Source organism: Rhizobium hidalgonense, assembly GCF_005862185.2.
GTDB lineage: Bacteria > Pseudomonadota > Alphaproteobacteria > Rhizobiales > Rhizobiaceae > Rhizobium > Rhizobium hidalgonense.
This window is the reverse complement of the sequence record NZ_CP054027.1, coordinates 1,021,555-1,046,955: the sequence shown is the minus strand read 5'-3', so window position 1 is coordinate 1,046,955 and position 25,401 is coordinate 1,021,555. Positions and strand designations below refer to the sequence as shown.

30 protein-coding genes and 1 pseudogene are annotated in these 25,401 nt (G+C 61.2%); 16 read left to right on the top strand and 15 right to left on the bottom strand.

Features of this window, described 5'->3' with window-relative positions:
- Positions 1 to 105: 105 nt before the first annotated feature.
- On the bottom strand, positions 106 to 825 hold the full coding sequence (gene ung / locus FFM81_RS04905; RefSeq protein WP_003565864.1) for a uracil-DNA glycosylase: 720 nt from the start codon (positions 823 to 825) through the stop codon (positions 106 to 108).
- 236 nt (positions 826 to 1,061) lie between these two features.
- Between ung and FFM81_RS04900 the strand changes: the two are divergent.
- The 3 genes and pseudogenes from FFM81_RS04900 to FFM81_RS04890 form a co-directional block, all read left to right on the top strand.
- Positions 1,062 to 2,483, top strand: a pseudogene (locus FFM81_RS04900) (phosphomannomutase); the annotation flags it as partial.
- A 39-nt stretch (positions 2,484 to 2,522) separates the two neighbouring features.
- Positions 2,523 to 3,950 (top strand): mannose-1-phosphate guanylyltransferase/mannose-6-phosphate isomerase, encoded by a 1,428-nt coding sequence (locus FFM81_RS04895; RefSeq protein WP_025417616.1) that lies wholly within the window; start codon positions 2,523 to 2,525, stop codon positions 3,948 to 3,950.
- Between the two features lie 126 nt (positions 3,951 to 4,076).
- Positions 4,077 to 4,382 (top strand): hypothetical protein, encoded by a 306-nt coding sequence (locus FFM81_RS04890; RefSeq protein ID WP_003565867.1) that lies wholly within the window; start codon positions 4,077 to 4,079, stop codon positions 4,380 to 4,382.
- 15 nt (positions 4,383 to 4,397) lie between these two features.
- On the opposite strand, the gene FFM81_RS04885 is transcribed toward FFM81_RS04890, so the two are convergent.
- A complete protein-coding gene (locus FFM81_RS04885) occupies positions 4,398 to 5,354 on the bottom strand; it encodes an endonuclease/exonuclease/phosphatase family protein (protein WP_003565868.1) in 957 nt (318 codons plus the stop codon).
- Between the two features lie 278 nt (positions 5,355 to 5,632).
- Here FFM81_RS04885 and FFM81_RS04880 point away from each other — a divergent pair, with 278 nt between their 5' ends.
- Positions 5,633 to 6,649 carry an NAD-dependent epimerase gene (locus tag FFM81_RS04880; RefSeq protein WP_025416861.1) on the top strand — a complete coding sequence of 339 codons (1,017 nt, stop codon included), beginning with the start codon at positions 5,633 to 5,635 and terminating at the stop codon, positions 6,647 to 6,649.
- A gap of 238 nt (positions 6,650 to 6,887) precedes the next feature.
- On the opposite strand, the gene FFM81_RS04875 is transcribed toward FFM81_RS04880, so the two are convergent.
- Positions 6,888 to 7,202 carry a hypothetical protein gene (locus FFM81_RS04875; RefSeq protein ID WP_003565870.1) on the bottom strand — a complete coding sequence of 105 codons (315 nt, stop codon included), beginning with the start codon at positions 7,200 to 7,202 and terminating at the stop codon, positions 6,888 to 6,890.
- 252 nt (positions 7,203 to 7,454) lie between these two features.
- Positions 7,455 to 7,607, bottom strand: coding sequence for a hypothetical protein (locus FFM81_RS04870; protein WP_003581757.1), 153 nt, complete (start codon positions 7,605 to 7,607; stop codon positions 7,455 to 7,457).
- A 320-nt stretch (positions 7,608 to 7,927) separates the two neighbouring features.
- Here FFM81_RS04870 and FFM81_RS04865 point away from each other — a divergent pair, with 320 nt between their 5' ends.
- The 6 genes from FFM81_RS04865 to FFM81_RS04840 all read left to right on the top strand — a co-directional run bounded on the left by FFM81_RS04865 (position 7,928) and on the right by FFM81_RS04840 (position 14,147).
- Positions 7,928 to 8,635 (top strand): CerR family C-terminal domain-containing protein, encoded by a 708-nt coding sequence (locus tag FFM81_RS04865; RefSeq protein WP_003565874.1) that lies wholly within the window; start codon positions 7,928 to 7,930, stop codon positions 8,633 to 8,635.
- Positions 8,632 to 9,642, top strand: a complete 1,011-nt coding sequence (gene hlyD / locus FFM81_RS04860; protein WP_003565877.1) for a secretion protein HlyD — start codon at positions 8,632 to 8,634, stop codon at positions 9,640 to 9,642. Before FFM81_RS04865 ends, hlyD begins: the two co-directional genes overlap by 4 nt.
- The gene (locus tag FFM81_RS04855; protein WP_003565878.1) at positions 9,639 to 11,384 is read left to right on the top strand and encodes an ATP-binding cassette domain-containing protein; all 1,746 of its coding nucleotides are present in this window, start codon (positions 9,639 to 9,641) and stop codon (positions 11,382 to 11,384) included. The genes hlyD and FFM81_RS04855 overlap by 4 nt, the downstream gene beginning before the upstream one ends.
- Entirely contained in the window at positions 11,381 to 12,508 is a 1,128-nt protein-coding gene (locus FFM81_RS04850; RefSeq protein WP_003565880.1) for an ABC transporter permease, read from the top strand. Before FFM81_RS04855 ends, FFM81_RS04850 begins: the two co-directional genes overlap by 4 nt.
- 1 nt (position 12,509) lies before the next feature.
- Entirely contained in the window at positions 12,510 to 13,622 is a 1,113-nt protein-coding gene (locus FFM81_RS04845; protein ID WP_003565882.1) for an ABC transporter permease, read from the top strand.
- 129 nt (positions 13,623 to 13,751) lie between these two features.
- Positions 13,752 to 14,147 (top strand): DUF1236 domain-containing protein, encoded by a 396-nt coding sequence (locus FFM81_RS04840; RefSeq protein ID WP_003565884.1) that lies wholly within the window; start codon positions 13,752 to 13,754, stop codon positions 14,145 to 14,147.
- A 99-nt stretch (positions 14,148 to 14,246) separates the two neighbouring features.
- Here the strand turns inward: FFM81_RS04840 and FFM81_RS04835 are convergent, their stop codons facing one another.
- The 5 genes from FFM81_RS04835 to FFM81_RS04815 all read right to left on the bottom strand — a co-directional run bounded on the left by FFM81_RS04835 (position 14,247) and on the right by FFM81_RS04815 (position 17,681).
- On the bottom strand, positions 14,247 to 14,684 hold the full coding sequence (locus FFM81_RS04835; protein ID WP_003565886.1) for an EamA family transporter: 438 nt from the start codon (positions 14,682 to 14,684) through the stop codon (positions 14,247 to 14,249).
- A 40-nt stretch (positions 14,685 to 14,724) separates the two neighbouring features.
- Positions 14,725 to 15,768: a Gfo/Idh/MocA family protein gene (locus FFM81_RS04830; RefSeq protein ID WP_003565888.1), complete on the bottom strand. Its 1,044-nt coding sequence runs from the start codon at positions 15,766 to 15,768 to the stop codon at positions 14,725 to 14,727.
- Between the two features lie 9 nt (positions 15,769 to 15,777).
- Positions 15,778 to 16,563, bottom strand: a complete 786-nt coding sequence (locus FFM81_RS04825; protein ID WP_003565890.1) for a ThuA domain-containing protein — start codon at positions 16,561 to 16,563, stop codon at positions 15,778 to 15,780.
- Positions 16,564 to 16,757: 194 nt separating this feature from the next.
- Complete coding sequence (locus FFM81_RS04820) at positions 16,758 to 17,099, bottom strand: SMR family transporter (protein ID WP_003565892.1); 342 nt, start codon at positions 17,097 to 17,099, stop codon at positions 16,758 to 16,760.
- Between the two features lie 18 nt (positions 17,100 to 17,117).
- Positions 17,118 to 17,681, bottom strand: a complete 564-nt coding sequence (locus FFM81_RS04815; protein ID WP_003565894.1) for a TetR/AcrR family transcriptional regulator — start codon at positions 17,679 to 17,681, stop codon at positions 17,118 to 17,120.
- 203 nt (positions 17,682 to 17,884) lie between these two features.
- Between FFM81_RS04815 and FFM81_RS04810 the strand changes: the two genes are divergently transcribed.
- Together FFM81_RS04810 and FFM81_RS04805 are read left to right on the top strand one after the other, a co-directional pair.
- Complete coding sequence (locus tag FFM81_RS04810) at positions 17,885 to 18,274, top strand: group II truncated hemoglobin (RefSeq protein WP_003565896.1); 390 nt, start codon at positions 17,885 to 17,887, stop codon at positions 18,272 to 18,274.
- Positions 18,275 to 18,276: 2 nt separating this feature from the next.
- Positions 18,277 to 18,648 (top strand): DUF423 domain-containing protein, encoded by a 372-nt coding sequence (locus FFM81_RS04805; RefSeq protein ID WP_003565898.1) that lies wholly within the window; start codon positions 18,277 to 18,279, stop codon positions 18,646 to 18,648.
- Here the strand turns inward: FFM81_RS04805 and FFM81_RS04800 are convergent.
- The 6 genes from FFM81_RS04800 to FFM81_RS04775 all read right to left on the bottom strand — a co-directional run bounded on the left by FFM81_RS04800 (position 18,645) and on the right by FFM81_RS04775 (position 21,914).
- Entirely contained in the window at positions 18,645 to 19,016 is a 372-nt protein-coding gene (locus FFM81_RS04800) for a bleomycin resistance protein (RefSeq protein ID WP_138384917.1), read from the bottom strand. The two genes, FFM81_RS04805 and FFM81_RS04800, sit on opposite strands and share 4 nt — an antisense overlap.
- Positions 19,013 to 19,327 (bottom strand): heme-degrading protein HmuQ, encoded by a 315-nt coding sequence (gene hmuQ, locus FFM81_RS04795; RefSeq protein ID WP_003565902.1) that lies wholly within the window; start codon positions 19,325 to 19,327, stop codon positions 19,013 to 19,015. Before hmuQ ends, FFM81_RS04800 begins: the two co-directional genes overlap by 4 nt.
- A 9-nt stretch (positions 19,328 to 19,336) precedes the next feature.
- Complete coding sequence (locus FFM81_RS04790) at positions 19,337 to 19,609, bottom strand: hypothetical protein (RefSeq protein ID WP_003565904.1); 273 nt, start codon at positions 19,607 to 19,609, stop codon at positions 19,337 to 19,339.
- On the bottom strand, positions 19,606 to 20,013 hold the full coding sequence (locus FFM81_RS04785; RefSeq protein ID WP_003565905.1) for a DUF2325 domain-containing protein: 408 nt from the start codon (positions 20,011 to 20,013) through the stop codon (positions 19,606 to 19,608). The genes FFM81_RS04790 and FFM81_RS04785 overlap by 4 nt, the downstream gene beginning before the upstream one ends.
- 107 nt (positions 20,014 to 20,120) lie before the next feature.
- Entirely contained in the window at positions 20,121 to 21,434 is a 1,314-nt protein-coding gene (locus FFM81_RS04780; protein WP_138384916.1) for a TonB family protein, read from the bottom strand.
- Positions 21,435 to 21,491: 57 nt separating this feature from the next.
- Complete coding sequence (locus FFM81_RS04775) at positions 21,492 to 21,914, bottom strand: hypothetical protein (protein WP_003565909.1); 423 nt, start codon at positions 21,912 to 21,914, stop codon at positions 21,492 to 21,494.
- 178 nt (positions 21,915 to 22,092) lie between these two features.
- On the opposite strand from FFM81_RS04775, the gene hemP reads away from it, so the two are divergent.
- From hemP to FFM81_RS04755, 4 genes are read left to right on the top strand one after another with little or no spacing between them, the layout of a single operon-like run.
- Complete coding sequence (hemP, locus tag FFM81_RS04770) at positions 22,093 to 22,275, top strand: hemin uptake protein HemP (protein WP_003565911.1); 183 nt, start codon at positions 22,093 to 22,095, stop codon at positions 22,273 to 22,275.
- Between the two features lie 8 nt (positions 22,276 to 22,283).
- Positions 22,284 to 23,333: a hemin-degrading factor gene (locus tag FFM81_RS04765; RefSeq protein WP_003565913.1), complete on the top strand. Its 1,050-nt coding sequence runs from the start codon at positions 22,284 to 22,286 to the stop codon at positions 23,331 to 23,333.
- A gap of 11 nt (positions 23,334 to 23,344) precedes the next feature.
- A complete protein-coding gene (locus tag FFM81_RS04760; RefSeq protein WP_003565915.1) occupies positions 23,345 to 24,268 on the top strand; it encodes a heme/hemin ABC transporter substrate-binding protein in 924 nt (307 codons plus the stop codon).
- A 2-nt stretch (positions 24,269 to 24,270) separates the two neighbouring features.
- Positions 24,271 to 25,380, top strand: coding sequence for a FecCD family ABC transporter permease (locus tag FFM81_RS04755; RefSeq protein ID WP_003565917.1), 1,110 nt, complete (start codon positions 24,271 to 24,273; stop codon positions 25,378 to 25,380).
- Positions 25,381 to 25,401: the final 21 nt, after the last annotated feature.

Here is a 25,401-nt window from a genome sequence, read left to right as displayed (position 1 = left end):
TTGCCCGCGGCGGGCGGGCTTTCGATGGAGCTAAGATGCGCGCTGAAACTCCGTGGGAACAGTCCCTCAGACCAAAACGCATTGTCTACTTTTGGTGAACGAACGTTAACAGGCGTTCACAACTGGATGTTCTTGGGGATCGGCCGGCAATTGCCAGTCGATTGGCGACCGCCCGCGCGACTGCAGAAAATCATTCGCCTTCGAAAAATGCCGGCAACCGAAAAACCCGCTATGGGCCGAAAGCGGCGAGGGATGTGGCGCCCTGAGCACGAGATGTCGCGTCGTATCGACAAAGGCGGCCTTGCGCTGGGCATAGGAGCCCCAGAGCATGAAGACGACGGATTCGCACTCGTCGTTGATTTTGCGGATGACCGCGTCGGTGAACTTCTCCCACCCCTTGCCCTGATGAGCCGCCGCTTGGCCCTCCTCGACCGTCAGCACGCTGTTCAGCAGCAGCACGCCCTGTCTTGCCCAATGTTCGAGAAAACCGTGACGCGCCGGCGCTATGCCAAGATCCGTCTGCATTTCCTTATAGATATTGACGAGGGAGGGCGGGATGCGCACGCCCGGTCGCACGCTGAAGCACAGCCCGTGGGCCTGCCCCAACCCGTGATAGGGATCCTGACCGAGAATGACGACCTTGACGCTGGAGATCGGCGTCAGGTCGAGGGCGCGGAAATATTCACTGCCTCGGGGGAAAATCCGCTTACCGACCTGCTTCTGCGCGACAAGAAAGGATTTAAGCTGCTGCATATAGGGGCTTGAGAACTCACCCGCCAGAGCGGCTTTCCAGCTCTCTTCGAGACTGACTGATGTATCGCTCATCCAGCAAACCCTTCGCATATGACGAAACAACGGACACACGGTTCTAACAAAATCGATCTACGCTGCAATGCCTGTCGGCGCGGCAATGGGTCGACGACTTCGGAATCGACTGGAGAAGATGACAAGAGGCTGTCCGAGACACGGTCGTCCGTGTTTAACTATATGACGGCTTTGGTATTTACGCCGGCAGGCGGCCTGAGTAGAACTTTGATGATAAACTGGAGACATGTCTTCAAATGAAATTCGGCACGAGCGGTCTTCGCGGGCTTTCAGTGGATCTCAAGGGACGCGCCTCTGCGCTTTATGCGACGGCGTTCGGCAAATATCTGCTGCAGACCGGCAAGGCACAGGCCGGCGACGCCATTCTGGTCGGCCGCGATTTTCGCGATTCGAGTCCCGATATCTCGGGAAATTGCGCCGGCGCACTCGCCGCGCTCGGCTTCCGGGTATTGGACTGCGGCAATGTCCCGACACCCGCCCTTGCCCTCTATGGCCTCGAGAGCAACGCCGCATGCCTGATGGTTACCGGCTCGCATATTCCCGCAGACCGCAACGGCATCAAGTTCTATCGCCCCGACGGCGAGATCGACAAATCGGACGAAGCTGATATCACCGCACGAGCGGCCGAGATCGAACGAACCGGCGAGGCCGTTGCGGAGGCGCCGGCCAAGACCGAAGATCATGAGGCGATCTGCCGTCAACTGTTTTTCGAACGCAATGCCGGCCTGCTTCCGCAGGGCGCGCTCTCCGGCCTGAAGATCGGCGTCTACCAGCACAGCACCGTCGCCCGCGACCTGCTGGTCGAGGTTCTCGCCCATTACGGCGCCGAAATCATCGCTCTCGGGCGTTCGGAGAGTTTCATTCCCGTCGACACCGAAGCTGTTTCCGACGAGACGGTCACATTGATGAAGCGCTGGGCGTCCAAGCACACGTTGGATGCGATCGTCTCGACCGATGGCGACGGCGACCGCCCGCTGGTGGCAGACGAAACCGGCACGCCGCTACGCGGTGACCTCCTCGGCCTTGTCGCAGCCAATTTTCTCGGCGCCGGCACGGCGGTGACACCGGTGACCTCCAATTCCGGCATTGAGGCTGCGGGCTCCTTCGCCGTCAAGCGCACCCGCGTCGGCTCGCCCTTCGTCATTGCAGGCATGGAAGAGGCCGTGGCCGCCGGCGCGGATCATGTCATGGGCTTTGAGGCCAATGGCGGACTGCTGACCGCAACCCCTTTCGATATCAATGGCAGAGTCGTGCGCGCCCTGCCGACGCGCGATTGTTTCGTGCCGATACTGGCGATCTTGTCGCTCGCCGCCGTTCGCAGACAGCCGCTATCTGCCGTTGCCGCCTCCTATCGCCTGCCCTTTGCCGCCGCCGATCGCCTGGAGAATTTTCCGGTTGAGACGAGCGCGGCACTGATGGAATATCTTCGCGCCTCCGATGAAAATCTCGTCGCTTTCCTGCAGCCGATCGGGGAGCTGGCGACGAAATCCGACATCGACGGACTTCGCGTGACGCTGAAGGACGGCAGGATCATTCATTTCCGGCCCTCCGGCAATGCGCCTGAGATGCGCTGCTACGTGGAAGCCGGAAGCGAAACCGCAGCCCTGGATCTGCTGAAGACAGGGCTCAAGACAATAACGGACTGGGCAGACGCCCGCCAGCATGCCACGAACAAGCTTTCTTCAAGGAACCCGCCTATGACGCAGAAAATCGTTCCCGTGATCATGGCCGGCGGCAAAGGCACTCGGCTCTGGCCGCTTTCCCGTGCCACCGCACCAAAACAGTTCATCCAGTTCGTTGGCGACAAGACGCTGTTTCAGGAAACCCTCGCACGCGTTTCCAACCCGGAGCTCTATGAAGCCCCGATCGTCGTCACTAATGAGGAATTCCGCTTCCTAGTCGCCGAACAGGCCCGCGCGCTGGGCGTCCCGCTTGCCGCGGTGCTGCTCGAGCCGGTCGCCCGCAACACCGCCGCAGCGGTGGCCGCCGCCGCCACACTTGCCGCCGAACTCTTCGGCAAGAACGCCATCATCCAGATGCTCGCCTCGGATCACGAGATCCTCGCCGACAAGAGCTATTTCGATTGCATCCGCATCGCCCGCGATGCTGCGGCCGATGGCAAGCTGGTCACCTTCGGCATCAACCCCACCGAGCCGGCAACCGGTTACGGATATATCGAGATCGGCGATGCACTCAAGAACGGCGCCCACAAGGTCAGCCGCTTCGTGGAGAAACCGGCCTTGAAAGACGCCGAGCGCATGCTCGCCGACGGCGGCTTTTACTGGAATTCCGGCATCTTCATGTTTCCGGTGACCGAACTCCTTGCCGAACTGCAGGAATATGCGCCCGACGTGCTGAAGGCGGCAAGCAAGGCCGTTTCGAAGGCCAGCCGCGACCTCGACTTCACCCGCCTCGACGCCGATCATTTCGCCAAGAGCCCCGATATCTCCATCGATTACGCGATCATGGAAAAGACCTCGAAAGCCGCGGTCGTCCCATCGCCGTTCAAATGGTCGGACATGGGAAGCTGGGATGCGGTCTGGAAATCAGGCGCACGCGACGACAATGGTAACGTCGCCGCTGCAAACACGACCGTCGTCAACACCCGTAACTCCCTCGTCATGACGCATGGCGTGCATCTTGCCGTCCAGGGTATGGAGGATGTGGCCGTCATCGCCAGCGAAGACGCGGTCTACGTGGGACCGCTTAAAGACAGCCAGAATGTCGGGCAGTTGGTCAAGATGCTGGCCTCTTCTTCCGCCACCGCCAAATTCGCTGAAACCCACCCGACATCCTACCGCCCCTGGGGCGGCTATACGTCCATCTTCAACGGCGACCGTTTTCAGGTGAAGCGCATCTTCGTCACGCCCGGCAAGAAGCTTTCGCTGCAAAAACACCACCATCGCTCCGAACACTGGGTCGTCGTCAAGGGAACGGCCGAGGTGACGGTCGGAGAGAGCGTGCGGATGCTGCGCGAGAACGAGAGCGTCTATATCCCGCTCGGCGAAGTCCATCGTCTCGCCAACCCCGGCAAGATTCTCCTTGAACTGATCGAGGTGCAGACGGGCTCCTATCTCGGCGAGGACGACATCATCCGCATTGTCGATGAGTTCGGAAGAACGTAAGATCCTAACCGAACCAGCGGCGAGGCCTAGACGGTGCGTCACCTTTCCGGTGCGATCGCTGTTGAGTTCGCTATCGGAACTCTCGTAGAATGCACGTACCGAAGACATGACCGGAGATATCCACTGATGCGCATCTTGCCCGCCCTCGCCGGATTTCTTTCAATCATGGCCCCGGGAATGGCGTTTGCCGAAACCGGAAAGATGCGAACCGCAAGCGAGGCTGAAATCCGCGAGCACCTGCCGGGCACGTCGGAACTGAAAGAAAGCAGCAACGGTTACGAATATCGCCAGGGCAACGCCAATGGCTATAAAATAACCAATGGCCAAGTGTGCGTCCGGTTTCCCAACAAGTCGACCGACTGCGTCAACATAAAGACCGACGGCGAGAAATTTCAGATGATCGACAAGAAGGGCGGCAGGACGAGATTTTGACTTTGACCGGCAGGCTTATTTTGCCGGTGAAGTCTCACCGTTCCTGTCGAGAACGAATTCGGCGATTAGACCGGAATGGTTCGAGCCAAGATTGTCATCGAGACGTCTGAGCGATATCAGATGAAGCGGGGGGCGCGCAAATACGTGATCGATGGCGATCCCCAATGAGCCGGCAGCTATCGGCCATGTCGCCGGTTCAGGCGCAATCGTCTTCAATCCCTGTTTACGCAGGAAAGCCTGGATGCTCGGGGCGATCGACGATGAGTTGAAATCCCCTGACAGCACTACAGGGCCGTCGATCGAACCAAGCGCTTTGGCGAGATCTTCCAGTTCAGCCATCTGGAAATCGTCGAAGTATGGCTTGCTCAGATGCGCCGAGACCAGATTGATGGTTTCGCCGCCGAAGTCGACGCTGGATATGACCAGCCTGTTTTTTCGCAGACTGCCCATGCTTGCGACCTGCCGGCTGACGAACGGGCGTTTGGACAGCACCAGCGTATCGCACGTATCCTTCCCGGTGTCGCAGCCGATATGATAGGGATAGGCCTTGAACAATTGCTGCAGATGGAAGGTCAGCGGCTTGGCTTCGAGCAAATTGACGACATCGGCATTCGACGCGATCACCATGTTTGTGATGGCAGTCGAGTTCGTCCAGTTGTCGATTGCGATGTTGAACGACATCAGACGAAAAAGCGGTAGCCTGTCTGTACCTCTGTCGTCCCCCGAAAACTCGCGCAGCATGATGACGCCGTGAGCGATGAGAAGAAGCGAGACAAACAGCAGGACGAAGCCGTAAATCTGTCGCCTGACAGCCAGGATGACAAGGCTGGCGGCAGCAAAGAGGACGCCGAAATGAACCTGAAAGCTGTAGAGAAAGGACAGCAGCCAGAAGTTCGTGACATAGCGCAAGGACACGATCGCGATGGCAACGGTCAGAAACGCGCAGAGAATCCAATAAACAATCTCTCTCATCGATTCCGACCTGCTTGCAGACGACCCGCCGGCCATAACATGCAGGCGGCCATGCCGCAATGCAGCATAACAGCCGGTGGCTGCGGCTGACCCGCAAACCATATAGACGGCTTCGGCCACCCGGCGGGCGGTGAAGGGATAGGCCGACGACCGCGGCAATGACGGCCGCCGCCTTCTCTTTCAAAGACCTATCGACTCGGCCTCTTCTTATCTTGTAAGTGGGGTCACGTGATACGGAGTCGGCTCTTTGCCGTCGGCAGGAGTCGAGAAAGATGGGAATGCGCTACTTCATTACAGGCACAGCCGGCTTTATCGGTTTTCATCTGGCCAGGCGCCTGCTGCAGGAAGGGCACGAGGTCACAGGTTTCGACGGCCTCACTCCCTATTACAACGTCAAGCTCAAGGAGATGCGTCATGCGGCCCTCTCCCAGTTTCCGGCCTTCAAGCCGGTCATAGCAATGCTCGAGGACCGGCCAGCGCTGGAAGCGGCTGTTGTGGCGGCCAAGCCCGACATCCTGATCCATCTTGCCGCCCAGGCCGGCGTGCGATACAGCCTGGAAAATCCGGAGGCCTATCTTCGATCGAACGTCGAAGGCTCGTGGAACATCATGGAAATCGCCCGGCGCGTCGAAATCCGTCACCTGATGCTGGCCTCGACATCATCGATCTACGGCGCCAATGCAACCGTGCCCTTTCACGAGACCGACCGCGCCGACGAGCCGCTGACCATCTATGCCGCGACGAAGAAGTCGATGGAGTTGATGGCGCATAGTTATGCTCATCTGCACAAGATTCCGACCACGGCCTTTCGCTTCTTCACCGTTTACGGCCCATGGGGCCGGCCCGACATGGCGCTGTTCAAATTCACCAAGAACATGCTCGAAGGCCAGCCGATCGAGATCTACGGCGAAGGCAATATGAGCCGTGACTTCACCTATATTGACGATCTCGTTGAGGGGATCGTCAGGCTGTCGGCAATCGCCCCTGGCGAAGATAACCGCCTGGACAACGTGGCTGTCGAAACGCTCTCGCGCCAGGCGCCTTTTCGGGTCGTCAATATTGGCGGCGGCCAGCCGGTCAGCCTGATGGATTTCGTCGAGACGGTGGAAAAAGCGCTCGGCCGTCCGGCCATCCGCAAGATGCTGGCGATGCAGAAGGGTGACGTGCCGCGCACCTTCGCAGCCCCGGATCTGCTGGTGGCGCTGACGGGTTACAAGCCGGATACGACTTTGGATGTCGGCGTCAAAGCCTTCGTCGACTGGTATCTCGACATGCGCGGCGAACTCGACGCCTAACTCATTTGCCGAACTAGAGCAATTCCAGCAAAAGTGCGTAACGGTTTTGCGTCCGGAATTGCGTGAAAACAAAGAGATAGGGCATTTTCGTGATTCGAAGAAGAACGGAAATACTCTAGCTGCGGCCGGTCTCAAGCCGTCGCGTGACACGTGGTTCAAGCGCGTTTTAGCTCGTGGTTCTTATGCCTGTCGTTATCCCGGAACCGCTACGCGCTTCCGGCCGACATGCATCAGGATGTCAGCGGAGAATCGTCACCGCCTCTACGATGTCTACGGCCGTCGAAAACACGTAGTCGACGACAACGGTCAGGCTCTGCGAATAGGTTTTGAGCCGATAGTTTTCACCTTCGACCGTCGCGGGGCTGCGCAGAACGAACGGCATTCCCGGGCGCACGAAACCCGCGCGCGTCGTCAGCGGAATTTCGGACGAATGGCCGATGGCGGAGGTGTACATCAGGTCGCGGCCAAGGCTGGCGGGGCCGATGGCAAGCGCCGGCCCGGCCGCGGCCGTGATGGTCAGAGTCAAAGCGATGGCGGCAAGAATCTTGTGCATGTCGAAGTCCCCGTTTGCGGATTGGCGGGCGCTGCTTCGCCCCTCTCCAAACGATCGACGCGTCTGTCCACGCTCCGCTCGCTTTCATGAGACCACTCTACACATCAGTATTTGCAGGGCTTTTAAGCGGATCGGTCAAATTTTACGAAATTTGATTTTCTCTCCCGATCGTCTCTGGCCAGACCGGAAAACGCTTCCACGGCTCTCGCCAAGGCGAGATCGGCGGAGTGCCGATGGACGCTGATCGCAATCTTAAAGAACGCGATCCAGCTTCTTGTTGATATGCAGGTTCGGCATCAATCCCGCACTCTGCGCGGCGTGATAGGATTCGCGCGCCGCATCGAACGAGATCGACCACATGATGGCGCTCAAGAGCAGCGCAATAATATAAATTTGAATACGCATCTCATCGCCGATACGGAAAGAGCAAGGCAGTTTTGTGTCAAAAAATGACCGCGGAAATAGAAAAAATCGGCGGAGTTTTCGCCCCTGCGTTTGAGGGCAGACATATTAGTGTCGCGAAAATCAGCGACAATGGGTGGCTACCTGTTAGCAGCCAACCCCGAGGCTTGGTTTCCCACCCTGAAACCCTCAAAGTTCCGTTCGCCACGGGCCTCTATGCTTTTTTGGCCGACGAGCCTGAGTGAAAAGCCCACAGCTAAAGCCTTTCCCCGAAAAATATATCAATCGATTGACTTATTTGATGACCTGCGTTATAAAATATCATGAACCAAGAACACGACAGCCAAACCCCGCCAGCATCCGCCCGCGCCGAGGCCGCGCGGCAGAAGATGTTGGCCGCCGCCCTCGACGTCTTCGGGCGCTACGGCTTTGACGGCGCCTCGACACGCCAGCTGACCGAAGCCGCGGGCGTCAATCTGCAGGCGATCCCCTATTATTTCGGCAGCAAGGAAGGACTTTACATCGCCACCGCCGAATATCTGATGGCCCGCATCGATACACATGTCGGCGACATGCGGGCGCGTATCGGCACGCATCTCATGGCGCTCGATGCCGCCGGCGAAACACTCGGCGAAACCCAAGCCCGTCTCTTCCTCACAGAAATTCTGCAGACGATGGTGACGCTTTTTGTCGGCAAGGAATCCGAATCCTGGGCACGCTTCCTGATCCGCGAGCAGATGGAGCCGACCGAAGCCTTCACCCGTGTTTATCAGGGCATCATGCGGCCGATGATCGAGATGGGCCGGCGGCTGATCGGCGCCATTCTGGGTGAAGATCCCGCCTCGGAGCATGTACGCCTGCGCACCTTCACCCTTATTGGCGGCATCCTCGTCTTTCGCGTCACCCATGCCGCCGTGCTTGCCCAGATGGAATGGGACGGAGTCGGCCCGAAACAGGTGGAAATCCTGCGCGGCCTTACAGCTGAACTGGTCGACATGCTCGGCCCGTCAACCAAAGGAGGCGCAGCATGAAACGTCTCCTCCCCCTCGCCCTGCTTCTCCTCGTTGCGGCAGGCGCTGCCTGGTGGTACGGCCTGCCCGAAAAGCTCGGCTGGCTGCCCGAGGCTCGCCGCGAATTCGTCCTGTACGGCAATGTGGATATTCGCCAAGTCTCGCTCGGCTTCCGGGTCAGCGGACGCCTCTCCGAACTCCGCGTCGACGAGGGCGATGTCGTCAAGAGCGGAACGGTTTTGGCGAAGCTCGACGCCGCGCCCTATGACTTCGCCGTCCGCTCCGGCGAGGCCAATGCCGCGGCCCTTCGGGCAACGCTCGACAAGCTGAAGGCAGGCCCGCGCCCGACTGAGATCGCCCAAGCGCGCGCCGCTTATGATGAAAGCCTCGCCGATCTCGAAAATGCCAACCTTGCCTACGACCGAGCCCGCCAGCTTCGCCCCCAGGGCACGATTTCCGAGGCAAGCCTCGACCAGGCGACCGCCGCGAAGGCAATGGCCGCCGCCCGCTCCCAGTCCGCCAACGAGGCGCTGAAGCTGCTGCAGGAGGGTTCTCGCGTCGAGGATATCGCCGCAGCCGATGCGCAAGTAAAGGCGGCGGAGGCGACGCTCGCCTCGGCCCGCACCTCGCTCGCCGATACCGAATTGCGCGCCCCGAACGACGGCGTCATCCTCTCGCGTGTGCGGGAGAACGGCGCGATCGTCTCGCCGGCCGATACCGTCTTCGTCTTGTCCCTGACCGAGCCCGTCTGGGTGCGCAGTTATGTCGCCGAGCCCGATCTCGGGCGAATCCACCCCGGCATGAAGGTTTCCGTCACCTCCGATACGGCACCCGACAAGCCCTATGAAGGCACGATCGGCTTCATCTCGCCGGTCGCCGAATTCACCCCGAAATCGGTGGAGACGCCGGAGCTGAGGACCGACCTCGTCTATCGCCTCAGGATCGTCATCGACAAACCCGGCCCGGATCTGCGCCAGGGCATGCCGGTCACCGTGCGGCTTTCGACGCCTGCGGCAGACGGACGATGACCGCCGCTCAAACCCATCGGGGCGACGAGCCGCTCGTCCGGATCGACGGCGTCACCAAGCGCTTCGGCGACGCGGCCGCAGCCCTCGACGCAGTCTCCGGGGCGATCGGCGGCGGCGCCATCACCGGCCTCGTCGGTCCTGACGGCGCCGGCAAGACGACACTCATCCGCCTGATGACCGGCCTGATGCTGCCAGACGCCGGAACGGTCGAGGTTCTGGGCTTCGACACGAGGAAGAATGCCGCCGGCATCCAGGCGGCGATCGGCTACATGCCGCAACGTTTCGGCCTCTATGAGGACCTCTCGGTGCAGGAGAACCTCGACCTCTATGCCGATCTGCGCGGCCTGCCGAAGAGCGAACGCGCCGGCGCTTTCGAGGAGCTACTGACATTCACCGACCTCAAGCGCTTCACCGGCCGGCTCGCCGGCAAACTCTCCGGCGGCATGAAACAGAAGCTCGGCCTTGCCTGCGCGCTGCTGAAAAAGCCGCGTCTGCTGCTGCTCGACGAGCCGGGTGTCGGCGTCGACCCGATCTCGCGCCGCGACCTCTGGAAGATGGTGGAAAACCTGACGAAGGAAGGCATTGGCGTGCTCTGGTCGACCGCCTATCTGGACGAGGCCGAAGCCTGCGACCATGTGCTGCTGCTGAACCAGGGGAAACTGCTTTTCTCGGGAAAACCGCAGGAGATGACCGAGCGTGTCAACGACCGCGTCTTCCGGGTCTCCGGTGTCGCCGGACGGCGCCGGCAGGTGCTCGCCGAACTCCTGCAGGCCGATGGTGTCATCGACGGCGTCATCCAGGGCGAGGCGATCCGTCTGGTGGCCGGCAAGGACAAAAAGCCCGATATCGGCAAGGCCGGCGACGGTGCATCGCTGGCCCCTGCCCCGCCCCGCTTCGAGGATGCTTTTGTCGACATGCTGGGCGGCGGCCCCGGCGGTCGATCCAGGCTTGCCGAAGCGCAAGAGCCGCTGAAGGCCGAGGGCGACCGGCCGGTGATCGAGGCCAAGGGCCTGACCAAGCGCTTCGGCGATTTCACCGCCGCAGACGACATCAGCTTCGATATAAGCCGCGGCGAAATCTTCGGCCTGCTCGGCCCGAACGGCGCCGGCAAGTCCACCACCTTCAAGATGCTCTGCGGGCTGTTGAAGCCGACAGCAGGCGAAGGCCGCGTCGCGGGTTTCGATCTCCGCCGCGATGCGGCCGAAGCCCGCAACCAGCTCGGCTACATGGCGCAGAAATTTTCGCTCTACGGCGATCTCACAGTCATGCAGAACCTCGAATTCTTCGCCGGCGTCTATGGCCTTCACGGGCAGCGCAAGCGCGATCGCATCGAGCTGATGGTGAGCATTTTCGATTTCGGACGCCACGCCCGTGAACCCGCCAAGGACCTGCCGCTCGGCCTCAAACAACGCCTGGCGCTTGCCTGCGCCGTCATGCACGAGCCGCGCGCCCTCTTCCTGGACGAACCGACCTCAGGCGTCGATCCGATCACCCGGCGCGAATTCTGGACGCATATCAACGCGCTGGTCGAAAAGGGCGTCACCGTGCTCGTTACCACCCATTTCATGGATGAGGCGGAATATTGCGACCGCATCTCGCTGATCTATCGCGGCCGCTCGATCGCGCTCGGTTCCCCCGATGAGTTGAAGGCCCGCGTGGCGACCAAGGAGCAGCCGGACCCGACAATGGAGGACGCCTTCATCGCACTAGTACAACAATCGGAAGCGGAGGATGCCGCATGAGCGCGTCTTCCGGCCGGCGACGGCGTTTGTTTGCCCTCGTGCGCAAGGAGAGCTTTCAGGCGATCCGCGATCCGAGCAGCATTCTCATTGCCTTCGTGCTGCCGCTCATCCTGCTCTTTCTCTTCGGTTACGGCGTCTCGCTCGATACCAGCCGCACCCGCATCGGCCTGGTGACCGAGGCGATGACGCCGCTGACGCAGGATCTGTCGGCCAGTTTCCAGGCCTCGCGCTATTTCGATGTGGCGATCGGCCGTGACCGGCGCCTATTCGAGGAAGATCTCGTGATCGGCAAGGTCCGCGGCATCGTCATTATCCCGGCCGAGTTCACCACGCGCTATAGCGCCGGCAACAGTCCCTCGATCCAGGTGATCGTCGACGGCTCCGACCCGAACACGGCGAATTTCGTGCAGAATTATGCGCAGGGCGCGGTCGCCAACTGGGAGCAACAGAGACAGGCGGATGTCGCCAAGCGCAATCCCGCCATCGCGGTCGAGCAGCGCTTCTGGTTCAACCCGGAACTCACCAGCCGCAATTTCCTCGTGCCGGGCTCGATCGCTATCGTCATGACGCTTGTCGGCACGCTGCTTACCTCGCTCGTCGTCGCCCGAGAATGGGAGCGCGGCACGATGGAGGCGATGATGGCGACGCCGGTGACGGCGGTCGAACTGCTCGCCGGCAAGATCCTGCCCTATTTCCTGCTCGGCCTCACCTCGATGACGCTCTGCGTGCTGCTGTCGGTCTTTCTCTTCGGCGTGCCGTTTCGTGGCTCCGTCGCCGCCCTTTACGCCTTGTCGGCCGCTTTCCTGATCCCGGCGCTCGGCCAGGGCCTGCTAATCTCGACAGCGACGAAGAACCAGTTTCTCGCCTCGCAACTGGCGCTGATATCAGCCTTCCTGCCGGCCTTCCTGCTCTCGGGCTTCCTGTTCGAGATCAACTCGATGCCTCAAGTCATCCAGTGGATCACCTTCATCGTGCCGGCGCGTTACCTGATCCCCAGCCTGCAGACGGTGTTCCTGGCCGGCGACATCTGGCCGATGTTCGGGAAGGCCATTTTCGTGATGCTGACGATCGGCGGCATCATGTTCGTGCTCGCCGCACGCAGCACCCGAAAGAGGATCGGCTGAGATGGGATGGACAAGGCTTTACGCCCTCATCGTCAAGGAATTGCTCGCCGTGCTGCGCGATCCCAAGGGCCGCGCGATCCTGATCGGCCCGCCGATCGTTCAGCTTCTCGTTTTTTCCTATGCTGCCACACTTGAAGTGCGCAATGTCGACGTCATGGTCCTCAACCGAGACAGCGGTCATTGGAGCCAGGAACTGATCGAGCGTATCGATGGTTCGACGACCTTTCGCAACATCGCGTTCGCCGCGAGCCAGGCGCAAATCCAGGTAGCGATCGATAACCAGACCGTGATCGCCGCCGTCGAGATCGGTCCGGATTTTTCGCGCAACATTGAGGCCGGGAGCCCCGCAGACCTGCAGGTCGTGCTCGACGGCCGCCGCTCCAACGCCTCGCAGATCGTCGCGAGCTACCTCTCGCAGATCGGCGCGGCCCTTGCCGCCGAGACCCCGGTCGGCAAGCGCGCCGGCACCGAATTTGTTTCGACCGTGCCCCGGAACTGGTTCAACCCGAACCTCACCTACCAATGGTTCATGGTGCCGAACCTGATCGCCAGCATCGCGCTCCTGATCGGCCTGATCGTCACGGCCTTGTCGATCGCCCGCGAGCGCGAGCTCGGCACCTTCGACCAGCTGATGGTCTCGCCGCTGCGCCTGCACGAGATCCTGATCGGCAAGCTGATCCCGCCGATGATGATCGGCCTCTTCCACATCACCGTCTATATTCTCGCTGCCGTCTTCCTGTTCGAGGTGCCGCTGCGCGGCTCGCTCTTCCTGCTTTACGGCAGCGCCATCTTCTACCTCGGCTCGGTCGCCGGCCTCGGCCTCTTCATCTCGGCACTGTCGATGACCCAGCAGCAGGCGATCCTCGGCGCTTTCCTGTTCATGGTCCCGGCCATGCTGCTGTCGGGCTTCGCGACGCCGATCGAGAACATGCCGGCATGGCTGCAGCCGATCACCCTGATCAATCCGCTGCGTTATTTCCTGGTGATCGTCAAAGGCGTTTTCCTCAAGGATATTCCCTTGAGCGAGGTGGCAAACCAGACGATCCCGCTGGCGCTGATCGCCACGGTCACCCTCAGCGCCGCCGCCTGGCTCTTCCGCCGGCGGCTGGAATAATCCCATCCCACGCATGCTGAGCCGCCTCACAGAATGTGAACCGGCCTTCCAAAGCGTGACTCTCTCCTACCGGAACCTCCGATTGGCGCGGTCGTTACTCAAACGCAACCCCAGCAAAGGAGAAGCAAAATGTACAAGATTCTACTTGTCTCCAGCGCCCTTGCGCTGTCGTCGCTTGCCACCAATGCTCTGGCTGACGGAGCCGTGACCGGCGCTGCCGGCGGCGCCATCACCGGCGCGATCGTCGGTGGTCCCGTAGGTGCTGCCGTTGGCGGCATAGCCGGCGGTGTTGCCGGCGCCGTCGTCGATCCGCCGCCGCGCGAGGTCGTCACCTATGTCCAGCAGCAGCCTGCTCCGACCGCTTCCGTAGTGGTTGAGCAACCGATCGTCGTCGGCAAGCCGCTTCCGGCTGATGTCGTCGTGACGCCGGTGCCGGACAATCCGAAATATGCCTATACGGTCATCAACAATCGACATGTGATTGTCGAGCCCCGCACCCACCGCGTGGTGCAGGTGATAGAATAATCAACCAACCGAAGCCGCCTGCTGCGGCTCGGCAACTTTCGGCCCCGCTTCGGCGGGGCCTTTTTGCTTTTGTGAAAACGCATGACGCTTGTCGTTGATTCAGGCCCGGTAGGCGACGAGCACGGCACCTGCCGCAATCATGATGACGCCAAGCCAGTTCGGAAGCGTCAGGCGTTCGCCCAGGAACAGCACCGCAAAGACGGACACGAAGACGACGGATAGCTTGTCGATCGGGGCGACCCGGGCAGCATCGCCGAGCTTCAGCGCCCGGAAATAGCAAATCCAGGATGCGCCGGTGGCAAGGCCGGAGAGCACCAGGAAGAGCCAGCTCCGGCTCGACACCGAGGACGGCTCCTGCCAATTTCCTGAGATAGAGACCATCATGCCCGCTGCCAGCAGGATAACGATTGTGCGAATGAAGGTCGCGAAATCGGAATTGACGTTCTCGACCCCGACCTTGGCAAAAATCGCCGTGAGCGCTGCAAAGCCGGCGGAAAGAAGCGCCCAAAGCGGCCAGCTTGTCATAAGGCTTTTCATGCGGCGTTCCTTGCCCCGTTACACCTCATCCCAAGGCAGATCAGACCTTCAGTTCGCGCCGCTCGCGCTCGGTCACCATGGCGAGATCGAGCACCTTCTGCAGGTTGGCGGCGTGGCGGAAGTTCGGGTCCGGCTGGACGCCGGTTGCCACGGCCTCGGCAAAACGCTCATAATTGGTCGCCACCGGTTCAACCTCGATCTGCGTCCAGGTGGCGGTTTCGACACACTCACCGAGGCAGCCATGCAGCTCCGAACCGCCGGGACGATGGATGACCTCGAGGCTGCCCCTCTCGCCATAAATGCGCAGCTTCAGCTCGTTCAGATGCCCTGTCGCCCAGCGGCTGGCATGGATGACGCCGAGCGCGCCATTGGCGAAATCGACGGACATGGTGAAGCTGTCATTGGCATCGAGCAGATATTCGCCGATCTGGCCGCCCGGCGCCTTGTTGAAGGTCTTCAGCCGCGCAAAGACGTGGTCGATATCGGTCGCCGCGCCATAGGCGGCGAAATCGAGGATATGGATGCCGACGTCGCCAAGCACGCCGTTCGAGCCGTGGCCGGTGGAAAGCCGCCACAGCCACGTCGATTCCGTGCGCCAATCGCCCCAGGCACGCGACACCAGCCAGCTCTGGAGATAGGAGGCTTCCACATGCCTGATCGTGCCGAGTTCGCCTGATAGCACCATCTCGCGGGCGCGCTGCAATGGCGCGACATTGCGGTAGGTCAGGTTCACCATATTGATGACGCCCGCCTTTTCAGCCGCCTCCGTCATCTCCAGCGCCTTTGCATAGTTCTCCGCCAGCGGCTTTTCACAGAACACATGCTTGCCCGCGGCAATCAGCGCCATCGTCGTCGGATGATGGATCCGGTCGGGCGTGACGTTCGTCGCCGCATCGAATTCACCCCAGGCGATCGCCTCCTCCAGCGAAAGAAACCGCTTTTCGATGTTGAACTTGTCGGCGAAGGCCGAAAGCCGCTCGGGATCGGTGTCGACGGCGCCGACCACCGTCACGCCGTCGATGAGCGGAAAGCGGGCGAGCTGGTTTTTCGCCATCACCCCCGTGCCAAGAACGAGTAGTCGCATGGATGCTCCTCAGCGGTAACCGGCTTCGCCGGCCTGGTGCAGTTTCGGGCCGCGTTCGACGATCGGCTCCAGTGCCTTTTCTACCGGCACATTTGGAGCGTCGGTGATACCAGTCAACGATCCCTCAGGGTTATAGGCCCACTTGACGCCGTTGATCAGCACCTTCTGGACGGTGGTGTCGTGATAGGTCGGATAGGTCTCGTGGCCGGGACGGAAATAGAAGATGTTGCCGGCGCCGCGCCGCCAGGTCAGGCCCGAGCGGAACACTTCGCCGCCCTGGAACCAGGAGATGAACACCGTTTCGAGCGGCTCCGGCACCGAGAACTGCTCGCCATACATTTCCTCGTTCTCGAGCTCGAAATGCTCGCCGATGCCGGCGGCGATCGGATGGCGCGGGTTGATCGTCCACAGCCGCTCGCGCTCGCCCGCCTCGCGCCATTTCAGCGCGCAGGGCGTGCCCATCAGCCGCTTGAAGATCTTCGAGAAATGGCCGGAATGCAGCACCAGCAGGCCCATGCCCTCCCAGACGCGCTTGGCGACCCGCTCGACGACGTCGTCGGATACTGCGCCGTGGTCCTTGTGGCCCCACCAGGTCAAAACATCGGTTTCGGCCAGGCGGGCCTCGCTCAATCCGTGTTCCGGCTCCTGCAGCGTCGCCGTGGTGGCGGAGATCGCGGGATCGCTGTTCAAGGCATTGGCGATCGCCGTGTGCATGCCCTCGGGATAGATGCCCCGGACGATCTCATTGGTATTCTCGTGGATGTTTTCACCCCAGACGACGGTGCGAATGGCCATGATGTGCTCCTGTGTAACCTGGAAGTATCGATAGGCGGGAAGCAAAAGAATTCAAAGCGCTTTGGAAAGTGGCGCTGGCTGCGCCTCAGTCTCCGCCGCGTCCAAGCAACACATAGCCCTTTGTCAGGAATTTGACAAAGGGGAAAATCTCTCTAGTGAGGTGCGAAAAAGCTCTATGAAATATTGCAGCGATATCAATGCGAAACGGATTTCGAGAACAGGTTGACGACGAGCACGCCCGATACGATCAGCCCGAGCCCGACGACGGCCGGCAGGTCGAGCCGCTGCTTGAAGAATATCAAGCCGACCGAGGAAATTAGAACGATTCCCAAAGCGCTCCAAATCGCATAGGCGATGCCGACAGGGATGCTCTTCAGCGTCAGCGACAGGCAATAGAAGGCGGCCGCATAACAGGCGACGACGAGCGCCGTCGGCCCGATGCGGGTAAACTGCTGCGACAATTGCAGCGCGGTCGTGCCGATGACTTCGAGCGCGATGGCTGCAAAAAGCAACCCGTAGACGGCGGCCTGGCTCATGACGAATTCCCTTTCGGATTACTTCCCGGTCAGTTCCACAAGGCGGCCGATCAGATTCCGCCTCAGGGCGCCGTCAATATCGTGGCTTTCCAGCGTATCTGCGAACCACAGACCATCGGCGGCGAAACGCACGATCTGTGCATCGAGGGAGGAGTCGGTACCGACATATTCCTCCGCCCGCGCCTGGACCCACTGACGCCAGCGACGGCGCAACCGGGGTTCGGCAAGAAGCGCGATCGTCACCTGCGTCCAGTTCCTGGAATCATCGGGACGATCTTTCAGACCGGACACCGCACTGACATAGGCGCGGGTGAAGCGGCCCTGCGGCAGCGGATCGCCGCGCATCAATTCGTCGATATCGGCGTCGAACTTTTCAAGCAGGCTCTCGAACAAGGCATCGAGCAGCGCATTCTTGGTCGGGAAGTGATGCAGCAGCCCGCCCTTGCTGACGCTGGAGGCGGCAGAGACTGCATCGAGCGTCACTGCCGCCATGCCTTCACTGGCGGCAAGACGCGCCGCGACATCCAGCAACTGCTGGCGCACGAGAGCGGGCTGTTTCTTGCGGTGATGAGCGTTCGACATGCAGATAAAAGATACCGTCTGGACGGTTTTGTCAAGGAGAATTGCCTGGACTCCCTACGATCCCGGCATTTATGCGCGAAATGCCGCGGCAGCTTGATGACAGTTGCGATCATTTTCCATCAGGTGCATGAAGGATCGGGGGATGGCTTGGGGAATGGCTTGGGGAATGGCCAAGCGAATGGGACGGCATCGGGGATGACTTCGTGACGGAAAAGGTCACCACACTCTATGAAGCGATCGGCGGCGATCCTGCCGTGCGGGCACTGACGCACCGCTTCTACGCGCTGATGGATACGCTACCGGAGGCAAAAAACGTGCGCGCGGTGCATCCGGCAAGCCTTGAGGGCAGCGAGGTGAAATTCTACGAATATATGAGCGGCTATCTCGGCGGCCCACCGCTCTATACCGACAGACGCGGCCATCCGCGCCTGCGCAGCCGCCACTTTGTCGCCGAGATCGGACCTGTCGAGCGCGACGAATGGCTGCTCTGCTTCCGCCGCGCGCTCGACGAGACGATATCGAGCCAGGCGCTGCGCGATCTCATCTGGGCGCCGGTCGAACGCCTCGCCCATCACCTGCAGAACAAGGAATAGTCATGAGCCCGAACGCGCGCCTGGAGCCGGCGCTTTATCTGTTTGCCGGCCTGTTCGGCGTCGCCGGCGTGGCGCTGGCCGCCCTTGCCGCCCATGGCGGCGGCGAGGCCAATCTTGCCGCATCCGCCTCCGCCATGTGTCTTGCCCACGCCCCTGCCCTTTTGGCATTGGCGCTCGGGACCGCCAGGCTCAGAACCGCCTGGCTGGCCGGTTTGTTAATGATCATCGGGACGCTGCTCTTTGCCGGCGACCTCGTCACCCTGCGTTTTGCCGGTTCCGGCCTCTTCCCCTATGCCGCGCCGACCGGCGGCTGGGCGATGATGCTCGGCTGGCTGGCCGTTGCGGCAGGCGCCCTGTTTCGCGTCCGAACCTAATCGCGCGGCTGCGGTATGCGGCCGAAGCGGAGGAGATTTCCATGCGGATCGTGGATGTAGAATTCCTCCATGTTCCACGGCCGCACTTCCATTTCGGTCAGGCGCTCGACGCCCTTTTCGCGATATTCCGCATGAAGCGCGCCGATGCCGCCGCCGCGGAGATAGACGGAGGTCTTCTCGCAGAGACTAACATCCTCGGTACGCCAGAAATGCAGCTCCATATCGTCGCGTCGCAGGATGAGATAATCCGGCGCCTCGTAGACGATATTGGCAAAGCCGAGTTTATCGCGATAGAAGGAGAGCGTCTCGTTGATATCGAGTGACGGCAGGACCGGCAGAACCTCGATGCGGTCGGGGTCTTCGTTCATATGCCCTCAATCACGTTAAAACCCTCAAAAACCGGCGGTCCCTTGTACATCGCCTTGCGGTCGCCGGCATTGCGGTGCGCCGCGCGAAAACTCTCGGACTTCGTCCAGTTCTGAAAATCCGCTTCGCTGCTCCACAGCGTGTGCGAGGAATAGAGCGTATAGCCTTCCTCTTCGTTGAGCTTGCCGCGCAGCAGGCGGAATTCGACGAAACCGGGCACCTCAGCCAAGCTGGAGTCGCGATTGCGCCAGACCGTCTCGAAATCACCTTCGCTCCCGGTCGCAACCTTGAAGCGGTTCATTGCGATATACATGCGATCTCCTTACGCCTTCCTCTTGCCGGCCCTTGCGGCACGCGAGGGAAAGGCGAGAACATTATTGCCGTTTGCCGTCGCTTCGCCAAGCGGCCTTGTGGCCGCCTCCCCAGGCATGCGCGCTTCCCAGGTCGGGAACAGCGCCACATTCTGATAGATCTGCTGGCGTTCGGCATGCTGCCGGAAAACTTCGAAGAGCTCGGGCACAAGGCCCTCGCCATTTTGGGCGGCGAGCTTGTGCAGACCGATCATGGTGAAACCGTCGGGACGCTGGTCGTTCATCGGGAATTGTCTCGTTCGTTCATCGTCTGCAGCGCACGTTCCAGGCTGGACTTGCTGCCGTTGCGAAGCGGGATAAAGGCCTTGCTGAACTTCTTGCAGCCGGTCTTCACGCGCAGGCAGGCATCGTGGCTGATACAGTCGATCGGGCAGAACACGCAATCAACAGAGGGAAGCAAAGTATCGATGCGGGAAACCGCTTCGCGCAGGCCGCCGTCATGATGAATGAGCTCGGCGCCGAAATTGCTGGCGATCTGGCGCAGATGCGCCACCTGGCAGTCACGCCCGCCGACATAGAGGAAACTGCGGCCATCCAGTTTGGATCGTCCGTTGGATGCCTGGCTGGCCTCCTCGCCCGCGCTGTCGCGGACCTCCCGGTTCGAACCCTTCTTGCCCTTGCGAGCCATATGCCACCCGTTCGCTCGTTGATCGTCACACGATTCCTGCGTGTGCGGGTGGACCTTATTAAACTTGATTTTTAGAGTAAAGTATAAAGTTGATTATTTTTGTCATATTATCGCGGTGTCACCTCAACCGGAAAGGTATAAGTGCGCGAGGATCCGACCATATTGTCCGGCATAGCCGGAAGATTGCAGGAAGCCACCCTGCTAAGAGCGGCCCGATCCACTTCAGGCAAGCTTGACCCCCGGACGATGCCCGATGCCGTAATATCGCCGCTGGGACTGATCGTGATGCGGACCGTTAAGCTGGCATGAGCGGTCCGATACCGCGCCTCCATCCGGTCGACGCAGCGGAATAATCGCGTCACAAGCCTGCCTTTGTAATTGGCTTCCGACACGCCGCCAGATCCATTCCTTCCACCCGAAGTGCGCGAATTCTCACTGGAGTTGGCGTCTACTTGCCCGTCTGCAGCGCCTCTGCGCGCCTCCTGTTTGGCATCCCCCTCCGAACCTTGGGCCTTTTTCGCCGGCTGTTTTCTTTCCACCGGCTTTATTTCAGCGGGCTTTTCCAGCTTCGGTTTCGGCTGCGGCTTCGCAATCTCTACCGGTTCCGGCTCAGCAGAAATCTCAGCCATCTCGACCGGCTTGATCTCCTCCCGCTTGGAGGGCATAGCGGCCACCATCGGCGGCTGAGCTGATATTACCGGGGTCTCTACCGGCTGCTCGGGCACCACCGTTGACATCGGCTGTGCGACGGAAGTTTCCGCAGGCTTTTCCGATACAAGAACTTCCGGCTCCGCGGCCGTCATCGTCTCCGCTGACTGACGTGTAATCTCCTGCGTCGGTTGAACAGCCTCGACAGGCTCCGCATCGGTCGCCTGGGCGGCCTGTACCTCCGCTGTCTCCACTGGTTTGACCTCATCCGGCTCGACAGCTTCTGGAACGATCTCTTCCTGTATCGTGACGTCGGTCTGGCCGGCTGCGCTCTGCTCGGCGTCGGAACTGCCGAGCATAACGATGCTGATCGCTTCGCCTGCTTCCATCAGCGTCTCGTCCGAGGGCATGGGCATAATGGCGAGCAGCGCCGCGGCCAACGCCGCGTGGAAAATCACCGAGCCAACACACGTCAGCGCCACCCGCCGTCGCACCGCCTTCGGCTCGTCTTCCTGCTTCTCGACCGCCGCATCCATCGGCGGCGCGGGCGCGGGAGCGGTCGGTTCGGCTTCCGGATGGTCGGGAAAGGAAGCGATCTGCGAAAATCGCGTGTAGTGGATCACCGTCTCGCCGGCCGGCTGCCTCTGTACGTTGCGCAGTTCGGGAAGCTCGTGGCCGGGGTGCATGCCTGGTATATTGTCGTTCAGGCTGCTGTCGGCGTCCGCCTCCCCGATGAGCACCTGTCTCGATCTGGACTTCGCTGAAATCGCCATTGTGTACGCCTCGGACAGCCGGAAACAAGTCCGCCGGGGATCATCCCCGGCGTTATCTTAGCCCTCGAAAGGAACGGATATCTGCGAGCGGGTAACGAGACCCTTCATGCATTCGCCGGCAGCCGGCCCGTCGCAGACCGGCGTGTCGTTGATGAGGATGCGAGTCACGCTCTCACATTTGACATTCGGCATATCGAACTGGCGCACGCGCTTCTTGCCCTGCGGCAGGTCGCGGAAATCGAGCACGGTGATGCGGTCGACGGCGTTCTTGTCATTGAAAAAGGCAAGCTCGAAGGAGATCTTGTTGATCGGCGCCTGAAGATCGTTTTCGGCAACGAAGGTCATCATGCAGCCCTTTTGCGATGGCGCCAGCGCATTGAGTTCAACATCCAGCTTCGCGCTTGCCGCATCCTGCGCTTGGGCTACGCTTGAAACTGCCATCACTATGCCGGCCGCAACAGCCGCAAACCTCACCGTCATCATCTTCTCCGCCATTGTCGCGAACCGCCTCGATGCGGCCTCAAATCGGCAATCTCAAAAACTTGACTTTATTAGTCTCCTATTGCGTCTTTAAAAAACTATGAGTAAGAAAGTCAAGATAATTGTCATCACAACCGGGGACCCCTGATCCCCGGCCCCACGGAATTGCCAAACCGAAATGATGGTTGAAAAGCCAGATAACTTTAAGCACGCGCCGCTGCAGAGCGAGCCTGCGGCGCAGCACCGGACCGTCGAAAGCGCGGATCTTTTCCGCGGCACGAACGAGATCATGATCAGACATGACGGCTTGCTCTATCGCCTGAAGATCACCCGTCAGGGCAAGCTCATTCTCAATAAGTAGGGTAAGACATGACCGAGCAGACAAGAGCGACGCCAGCCGAAATCCGTGCGTTTCGCGCCGAAAATCCGAAGATGCGCGAGCGCGAGATCGCCGCCCAGCTGAAGATCTCGGAGGCGGCCCTCGTTGCCGCCGAAACCGGCATCAGCGTGACCCGCATCGACGGCAGCGCGACAAAACTTCTCGAACGCGTGGCCGGCCTCGGCGAAGTGATGGCGCTGTCGCGCAATGAAAGTGCCGTGCATGAAAAGATCGGCATCTTCGAAAACATCAAATCAGGCGCACAGGCCGCAATCGTTCTCGGCGAGAATATCGACCTGCGCATCTTCCCGAGCCGCTGGGAACATGGTTTTGCCGTCTCAAAGCAGGATGGCGATCAGGTGCGCCTCAGCCTGCAATATTTCGACAAGGCCGGCACTGCCGTGCACAAGGTGCACCTGCGCCCGAATTCGAATGTGGAAGCCTATCACGCGATCGTCGCCGAGCTGAAACTCGAAGACCAGTCGCAGGACTTGGTCGAGGCCAGGGTCTCGAATGCCGTCGACGAAGCCGCCGATGTCAGCCGCGACGAGCTGCGCGACAATTGGAGCAAGCTCAACGATACCCACGAGTTCTTCGGCATGCTGAAGCGGCTGAAGATCGGCCGTCAGGCGGCCATCCGCAACGTCGGCGACGATTATGCCTGGAAGCTCGACGACACCGCGACGGCTGAGATGATGCACGCCTCGGTGAAGTCAGGCCTGCCGATCATGTGCTTCGTCGCCAATGACGGCATCGTCCAGATCCATTCCGGCCCGATCTTCAACGTGCAAGCGATGGGCCCGTGGATCAACATCATGGACCCGACCTTCCACCTGCATCTGCGCCAGGATCACATCGCCGAGACCTGGGCCGTGCGCAAGCCGACCAAGGACGGCCATGTCACCTCGCTGGAGGCTTACAATGCCGATGGCGAGATGATCATCCAGTTCTTCGGCAAGCGGCAGGAAGGCTCCGACGAGCGCGCCGAATGGCGCGAGATCATGGAAAACCTGCCGCGCGCAGCAAGCGTGGCAGCATAAGGATCAGTGCGATGACGATGCGTAACAATCTGCGCCGCCCCTGGCAGCTAGCCCTGACGGCGGCCGTCATGGCACTGCCGCTGATCCCCGCGGCGCCGGCAGTCAAAGGCTTCGCCTTCGTCCGTGCCGCACAGGGCGAGGAAAAGAAGCTCGACACGTCGCGCCTGGTTTCGGTCGGCGGTGACATCACCGAGATCATCTATGCGCTCGGCGAGGAAAATCGGCTGATCGCCCGCGACACGACGAGCCTCTATCCGGAGGCGGCGCTGAAGCTGCCCAATGTCGGTTACATGCGCGCGCTTTCGCCGGAAGGCATCCTGGCCATGAACCCGACCGCGATCATCGCTGTCGAAGGTTCCGGGCCGCCGGAGGCGCTGACCGTGCTGAAGAATGCCAGCGTGCCCTTCGAGACCGTGCCGAACACCTTTACCCGCGACGGGATCGTCGCCAAGATCGACCGAGTCGGCGCGCTGCTCGGCGTGCCCGACAAGGCGAAGGCGCTTGAAGAAAAGGTCGCGGCCGATCTCGACGCGGCGATTGCCGATGCCGAAAAGCGTCCGGAGGCCGAGCGCAAGCGCGTTCTCTTCATCCTCAGCGCCCAGAACGGCCGGATCATGGCATCGGGCACCGGCACGGCGGCCGATGGCATCGTTAAGCTCGCCGGCGCCGTCAACGCCGTCGGCGTCTTCCCGGGCTACAAGCCGCTGACGGACGAGGCGATCATCGAAGCCAAGCCCGACATCATCCTGATGATGAACCGCGGCGATGGCGCGGGCACCAAGAACGAGGACCTGCTGGCGCAGCCAGCAATCGCACTGACGCCGGCCGGAGAGAAGAAAGCGATCATCCGCATGGACGGCGTTTACCTGCTCGGCTTCGGTCCACGCACGGCCGCCGCCGCGCGTGAACTCAACACGGCGATCTACGGGGGCTGATCATGGCCCTGTCGCAAGCCATGGAACGAGGGCGACACTTCCCGATGGCAGAGATCCGCGCAAGCCGGCAGGCAGGCGACAGAACCCGGCTCGCCTTGCTGGCGATCGCCTTGCTCGCCGCCGGCTCGATCTTCGCGATGCTGTTTTCGGTGACGACGGGCGCCTCGGATGCCTCGATCCTCGACGTCATCGCCAATATGGCGGGCTCCGAGGCAGCGCTCAGCACGCGTGACCGGATCATCATCTTCGATATCCGCCTGCCCCGCGCGATCCTCGGCTTCCTGATCGGCGCCTCGCTGGCCGTCTCCGGCACAGTGATGCAGGGCCTGTTCCGCAACCCGCTCGCCGATCCCGGCCTCGTCGGCGTCTCCTCCGGCGCAAGCCTCGGTGCAGTCACCATAATCGTGCTCGGCGGCGGCCTTGCGGCTCCGCTTCAGGCACTTCTGGGCATCTACGCCCTGCCGGCGGCCGCCTTTAGCGGCGGCCTCATCACGACGCTGCTGCTCTACAGGATCGCCACCCGTCATGGCCAGACCTCGGTGGCGACGATGCTGCTTGCCGGCATCGCGCTCGGCGCGCTCGCGCTGGCGCTCACCGGCCTGCTGATCTACATGGCCAACGACCAGCAGCTGCGCGACCTGACCTTCTGGAGCATGGGTTCACTGGCCGGCGCCACATGGACGAAGATCGCCGCCGCCGCCCCGATCATCCTGTTGTCCTTCATCGCCCTGCCCTTCATGGCCCGCGGCCTCAATGCCGTCACGCTCGGCGAGGCCGCCGCCTTTCATATGGGCGTGCCGGTGCAGCGCCTGAAGAATATCGCGATCATCGGTGTCGCAGCGGCAACCGGCGCCTCCGTCGCCGTCAGCGGTGGCATTGGTTTCGTCGGCATCGTCGTGCCGCATATCCTGCGCATGGCGGTCGGCCCGGACCATCGTTTCCTGCTGCCGGCCGCAGCGCTGCTCGGCGGCTCGCTGCTGATCTTTGCGGACGTGCTCGCCCGCACCCTGGTTGCCCCGGCCGAACTGCCGATCGGCATTATCACCGCGGCGGTCGGCGGGCCGTTCTTTCTGTGGATCCTGCTGAAGCAGCGTTCGCGCCTTGCCCTGTGAGCGACGTTGCAAATGGTAATC

Coding starts and splice junctions, on each gene's coding strand:
- ung (WP_003565864.1), bottom strand. CDS start 825: ATGAGCGATACATCAGTCAGTCTCGAAGAGAGCTGGAAAGCCGCTCTG.
- FFM81_RS04895 (WP_025417616.1), top strand. CDS start 2,523: ATGACGCAGAAAATCGTTCCCGTGATCATGGCCGGCGGCAAAGGCACT.
- FFM81_RS04890 (WP_003565867.1), top strand. CDS start 4,077: ATGCGCATCTTGCCCGCCCTCGCCGGATTTCTTTCAATCATGGCCCCG.
- FFM81_RS04885 (WP_003565868.1), bottom strand. CDS start 5,354: ATGAGAGAGATTGTTTATTGGATTCTCTGCGCGTTTCTGACCGTTGCC.
- FFM81_RS04880 (WP_025416861.1), top strand. CDS start 5,633: ATGCGCTACTTCATTACAGGCACAGCCGGCTTTATCGGTTTTCATCTG.
- FFM81_RS04875 (WP_003565870.1), bottom strand. CDS start 7,202: ATGCACAAGATTCTTGCCGCCATCGCTTTGACTCTGACCATCACGGCC.
- FFM81_RS04870 (WP_003581757.1), bottom strand. CDS start 7,607: ATGCGTATTCAAATTTATATTATTGCGCTGCTCTTGAGCGCCATCATG.
- FFM81_RS04865 (WP_003565874.1), top strand. CDS start 7,928: ATGAACCAAGAACACGACAGCCAAACCCCGCCAGCATCCGCCCGCGCC.
- hlyD (WP_003565877.1), top strand. CDS start 8,632: ATGAAACGTCTCCTCCCCCTCGCCCTGCTTCTCCTCGTTGCGGCAGGC.
- FFM81_RS04855 (WP_003565878.1), top strand. CDS start 9,639: ATGACCGCCGCTCAAACCCATCGGGGCGACGAGCCGCTCGTCCGGATC.
- FFM81_RS04850 (WP_003565880.1), top strand. CDS start 11,381: ATGAGCGCGTCTTCCGGCCGGCGACGGCGTTTGTTTGCCCTCGTGCGC.
- FFM81_RS04845 (WP_003565882.1), top strand. CDS start 12,510: ATGGGATGGACAAGGCTTTACGCCCTCATCGTCAAGGAATTGCTCGCC.
- FFM81_RS04840 (WP_003565884.1), top strand. CDS start 13,752: ATGTACAAGATTCTACTTGTCTCCAGCGCCCTTGCGCTGTCGTCGCTT.
- FFM81_RS04835 (WP_003565886.1), bottom strand. CDS start 14,684: ATGAAAAGCCTTATGACAAGCTGGCCGCTTTGGGCGCTTCTTTCCGCC.
- FFM81_RS04830 (WP_003565888.1), bottom strand. CDS start 15,768: ATGCGACTACTCGTTCTTGGCACGGGGGTGATGGCGAAAAACCAGCTC.
- FFM81_RS04825 (WP_003565890.1), bottom strand. CDS start 16,563: ATGGCCATTCGCACCGTCGTCTGGGGTGAAAACATCCACGAGAATACC.
- FFM81_RS04820 (WP_003565892.1), bottom strand. CDS start 17,099: ATGAGCCAGGCCGCCGTCTACGGGTTGCTTTTTGCAGCCATCGCGCTC.
- FFM81_RS04815 (WP_003565894.1), bottom strand. CDS start 17,681: ATGTCGAACGCTCATCACCGCAAGAAACAGCCCGCTCTCGTGCGCCAG.
- FFM81_RS04805 (WP_003565898.1), top strand. CDS start 18,277: ATGAGCCCGAACGCGCGCCTGGAGCCGGCGCTTTATCTGTTTGCCGGC.
- FFM81_RS04800 (WP_138384917.1), bottom strand. CDS start 19,016: ATGAACGAAGACCCCGACCGCATCGAGGTTCTGCCGGTCCTGCCGTCA.
- hmuQ (WP_003565902.1), bottom strand. CDS start 19,327: ATGTATATCGCAATGAACCGCTTCAAGGTTGCGACCGGGAGCGAAGGT.
- FFM81_RS04790 (WP_003565904.1), bottom strand. CDS start 19,609: ATGAACGACCAGCGTCCCGACGGTTTCACCATGATCGGTCTGCACAAG.
- FFM81_RS04785 (WP_003565905.1), bottom strand. CDS start 20,013: ATGGCTCGCAAGGGCAAGAAGGGTTCGAACCGGGAGGTCCGCGACAGC.
- FFM81_RS04780 (WP_138384916.1), bottom strand. CDS start 21,434: ATGGCGATTTCAGCGAAGTCCAGATCGAGACAGGTGCTCATCGGGGAG.
- FFM81_RS04775 (WP_003565909.1), bottom strand. CDS start 21,914: ATGACGGTGAGGTTTGCGGCTGTTGCGGCCGGCATAGTGATGGCAGTT.
- hemP (WP_003565911.1), top strand. CDS start 22,093: ATGATGGTTGAAAAGCCAGATAACTTTAAGCACGCGCCGCTGCAGAGC.
- FFM81_RS04765 (WP_003565913.1), top strand. CDS start 22,284: ATGACCGAGCAGACAAGAGCGACGCCAGCCGAAATCCGTGCGTTTCGC.
- FFM81_RS04760 (WP_003565915.1), top strand. CDS start 23,345: ATGACGATGCGTAACAATCTGCGCCGCCCCTGGCAGCTAGCCCTGACG.
- FFM81_RS04755 (WP_003565917.1), top strand. CDS start 24,271: ATGGCCCTGTCGCAAGCCATGGAACGAGGGCGACACTTCCCGATGGCA.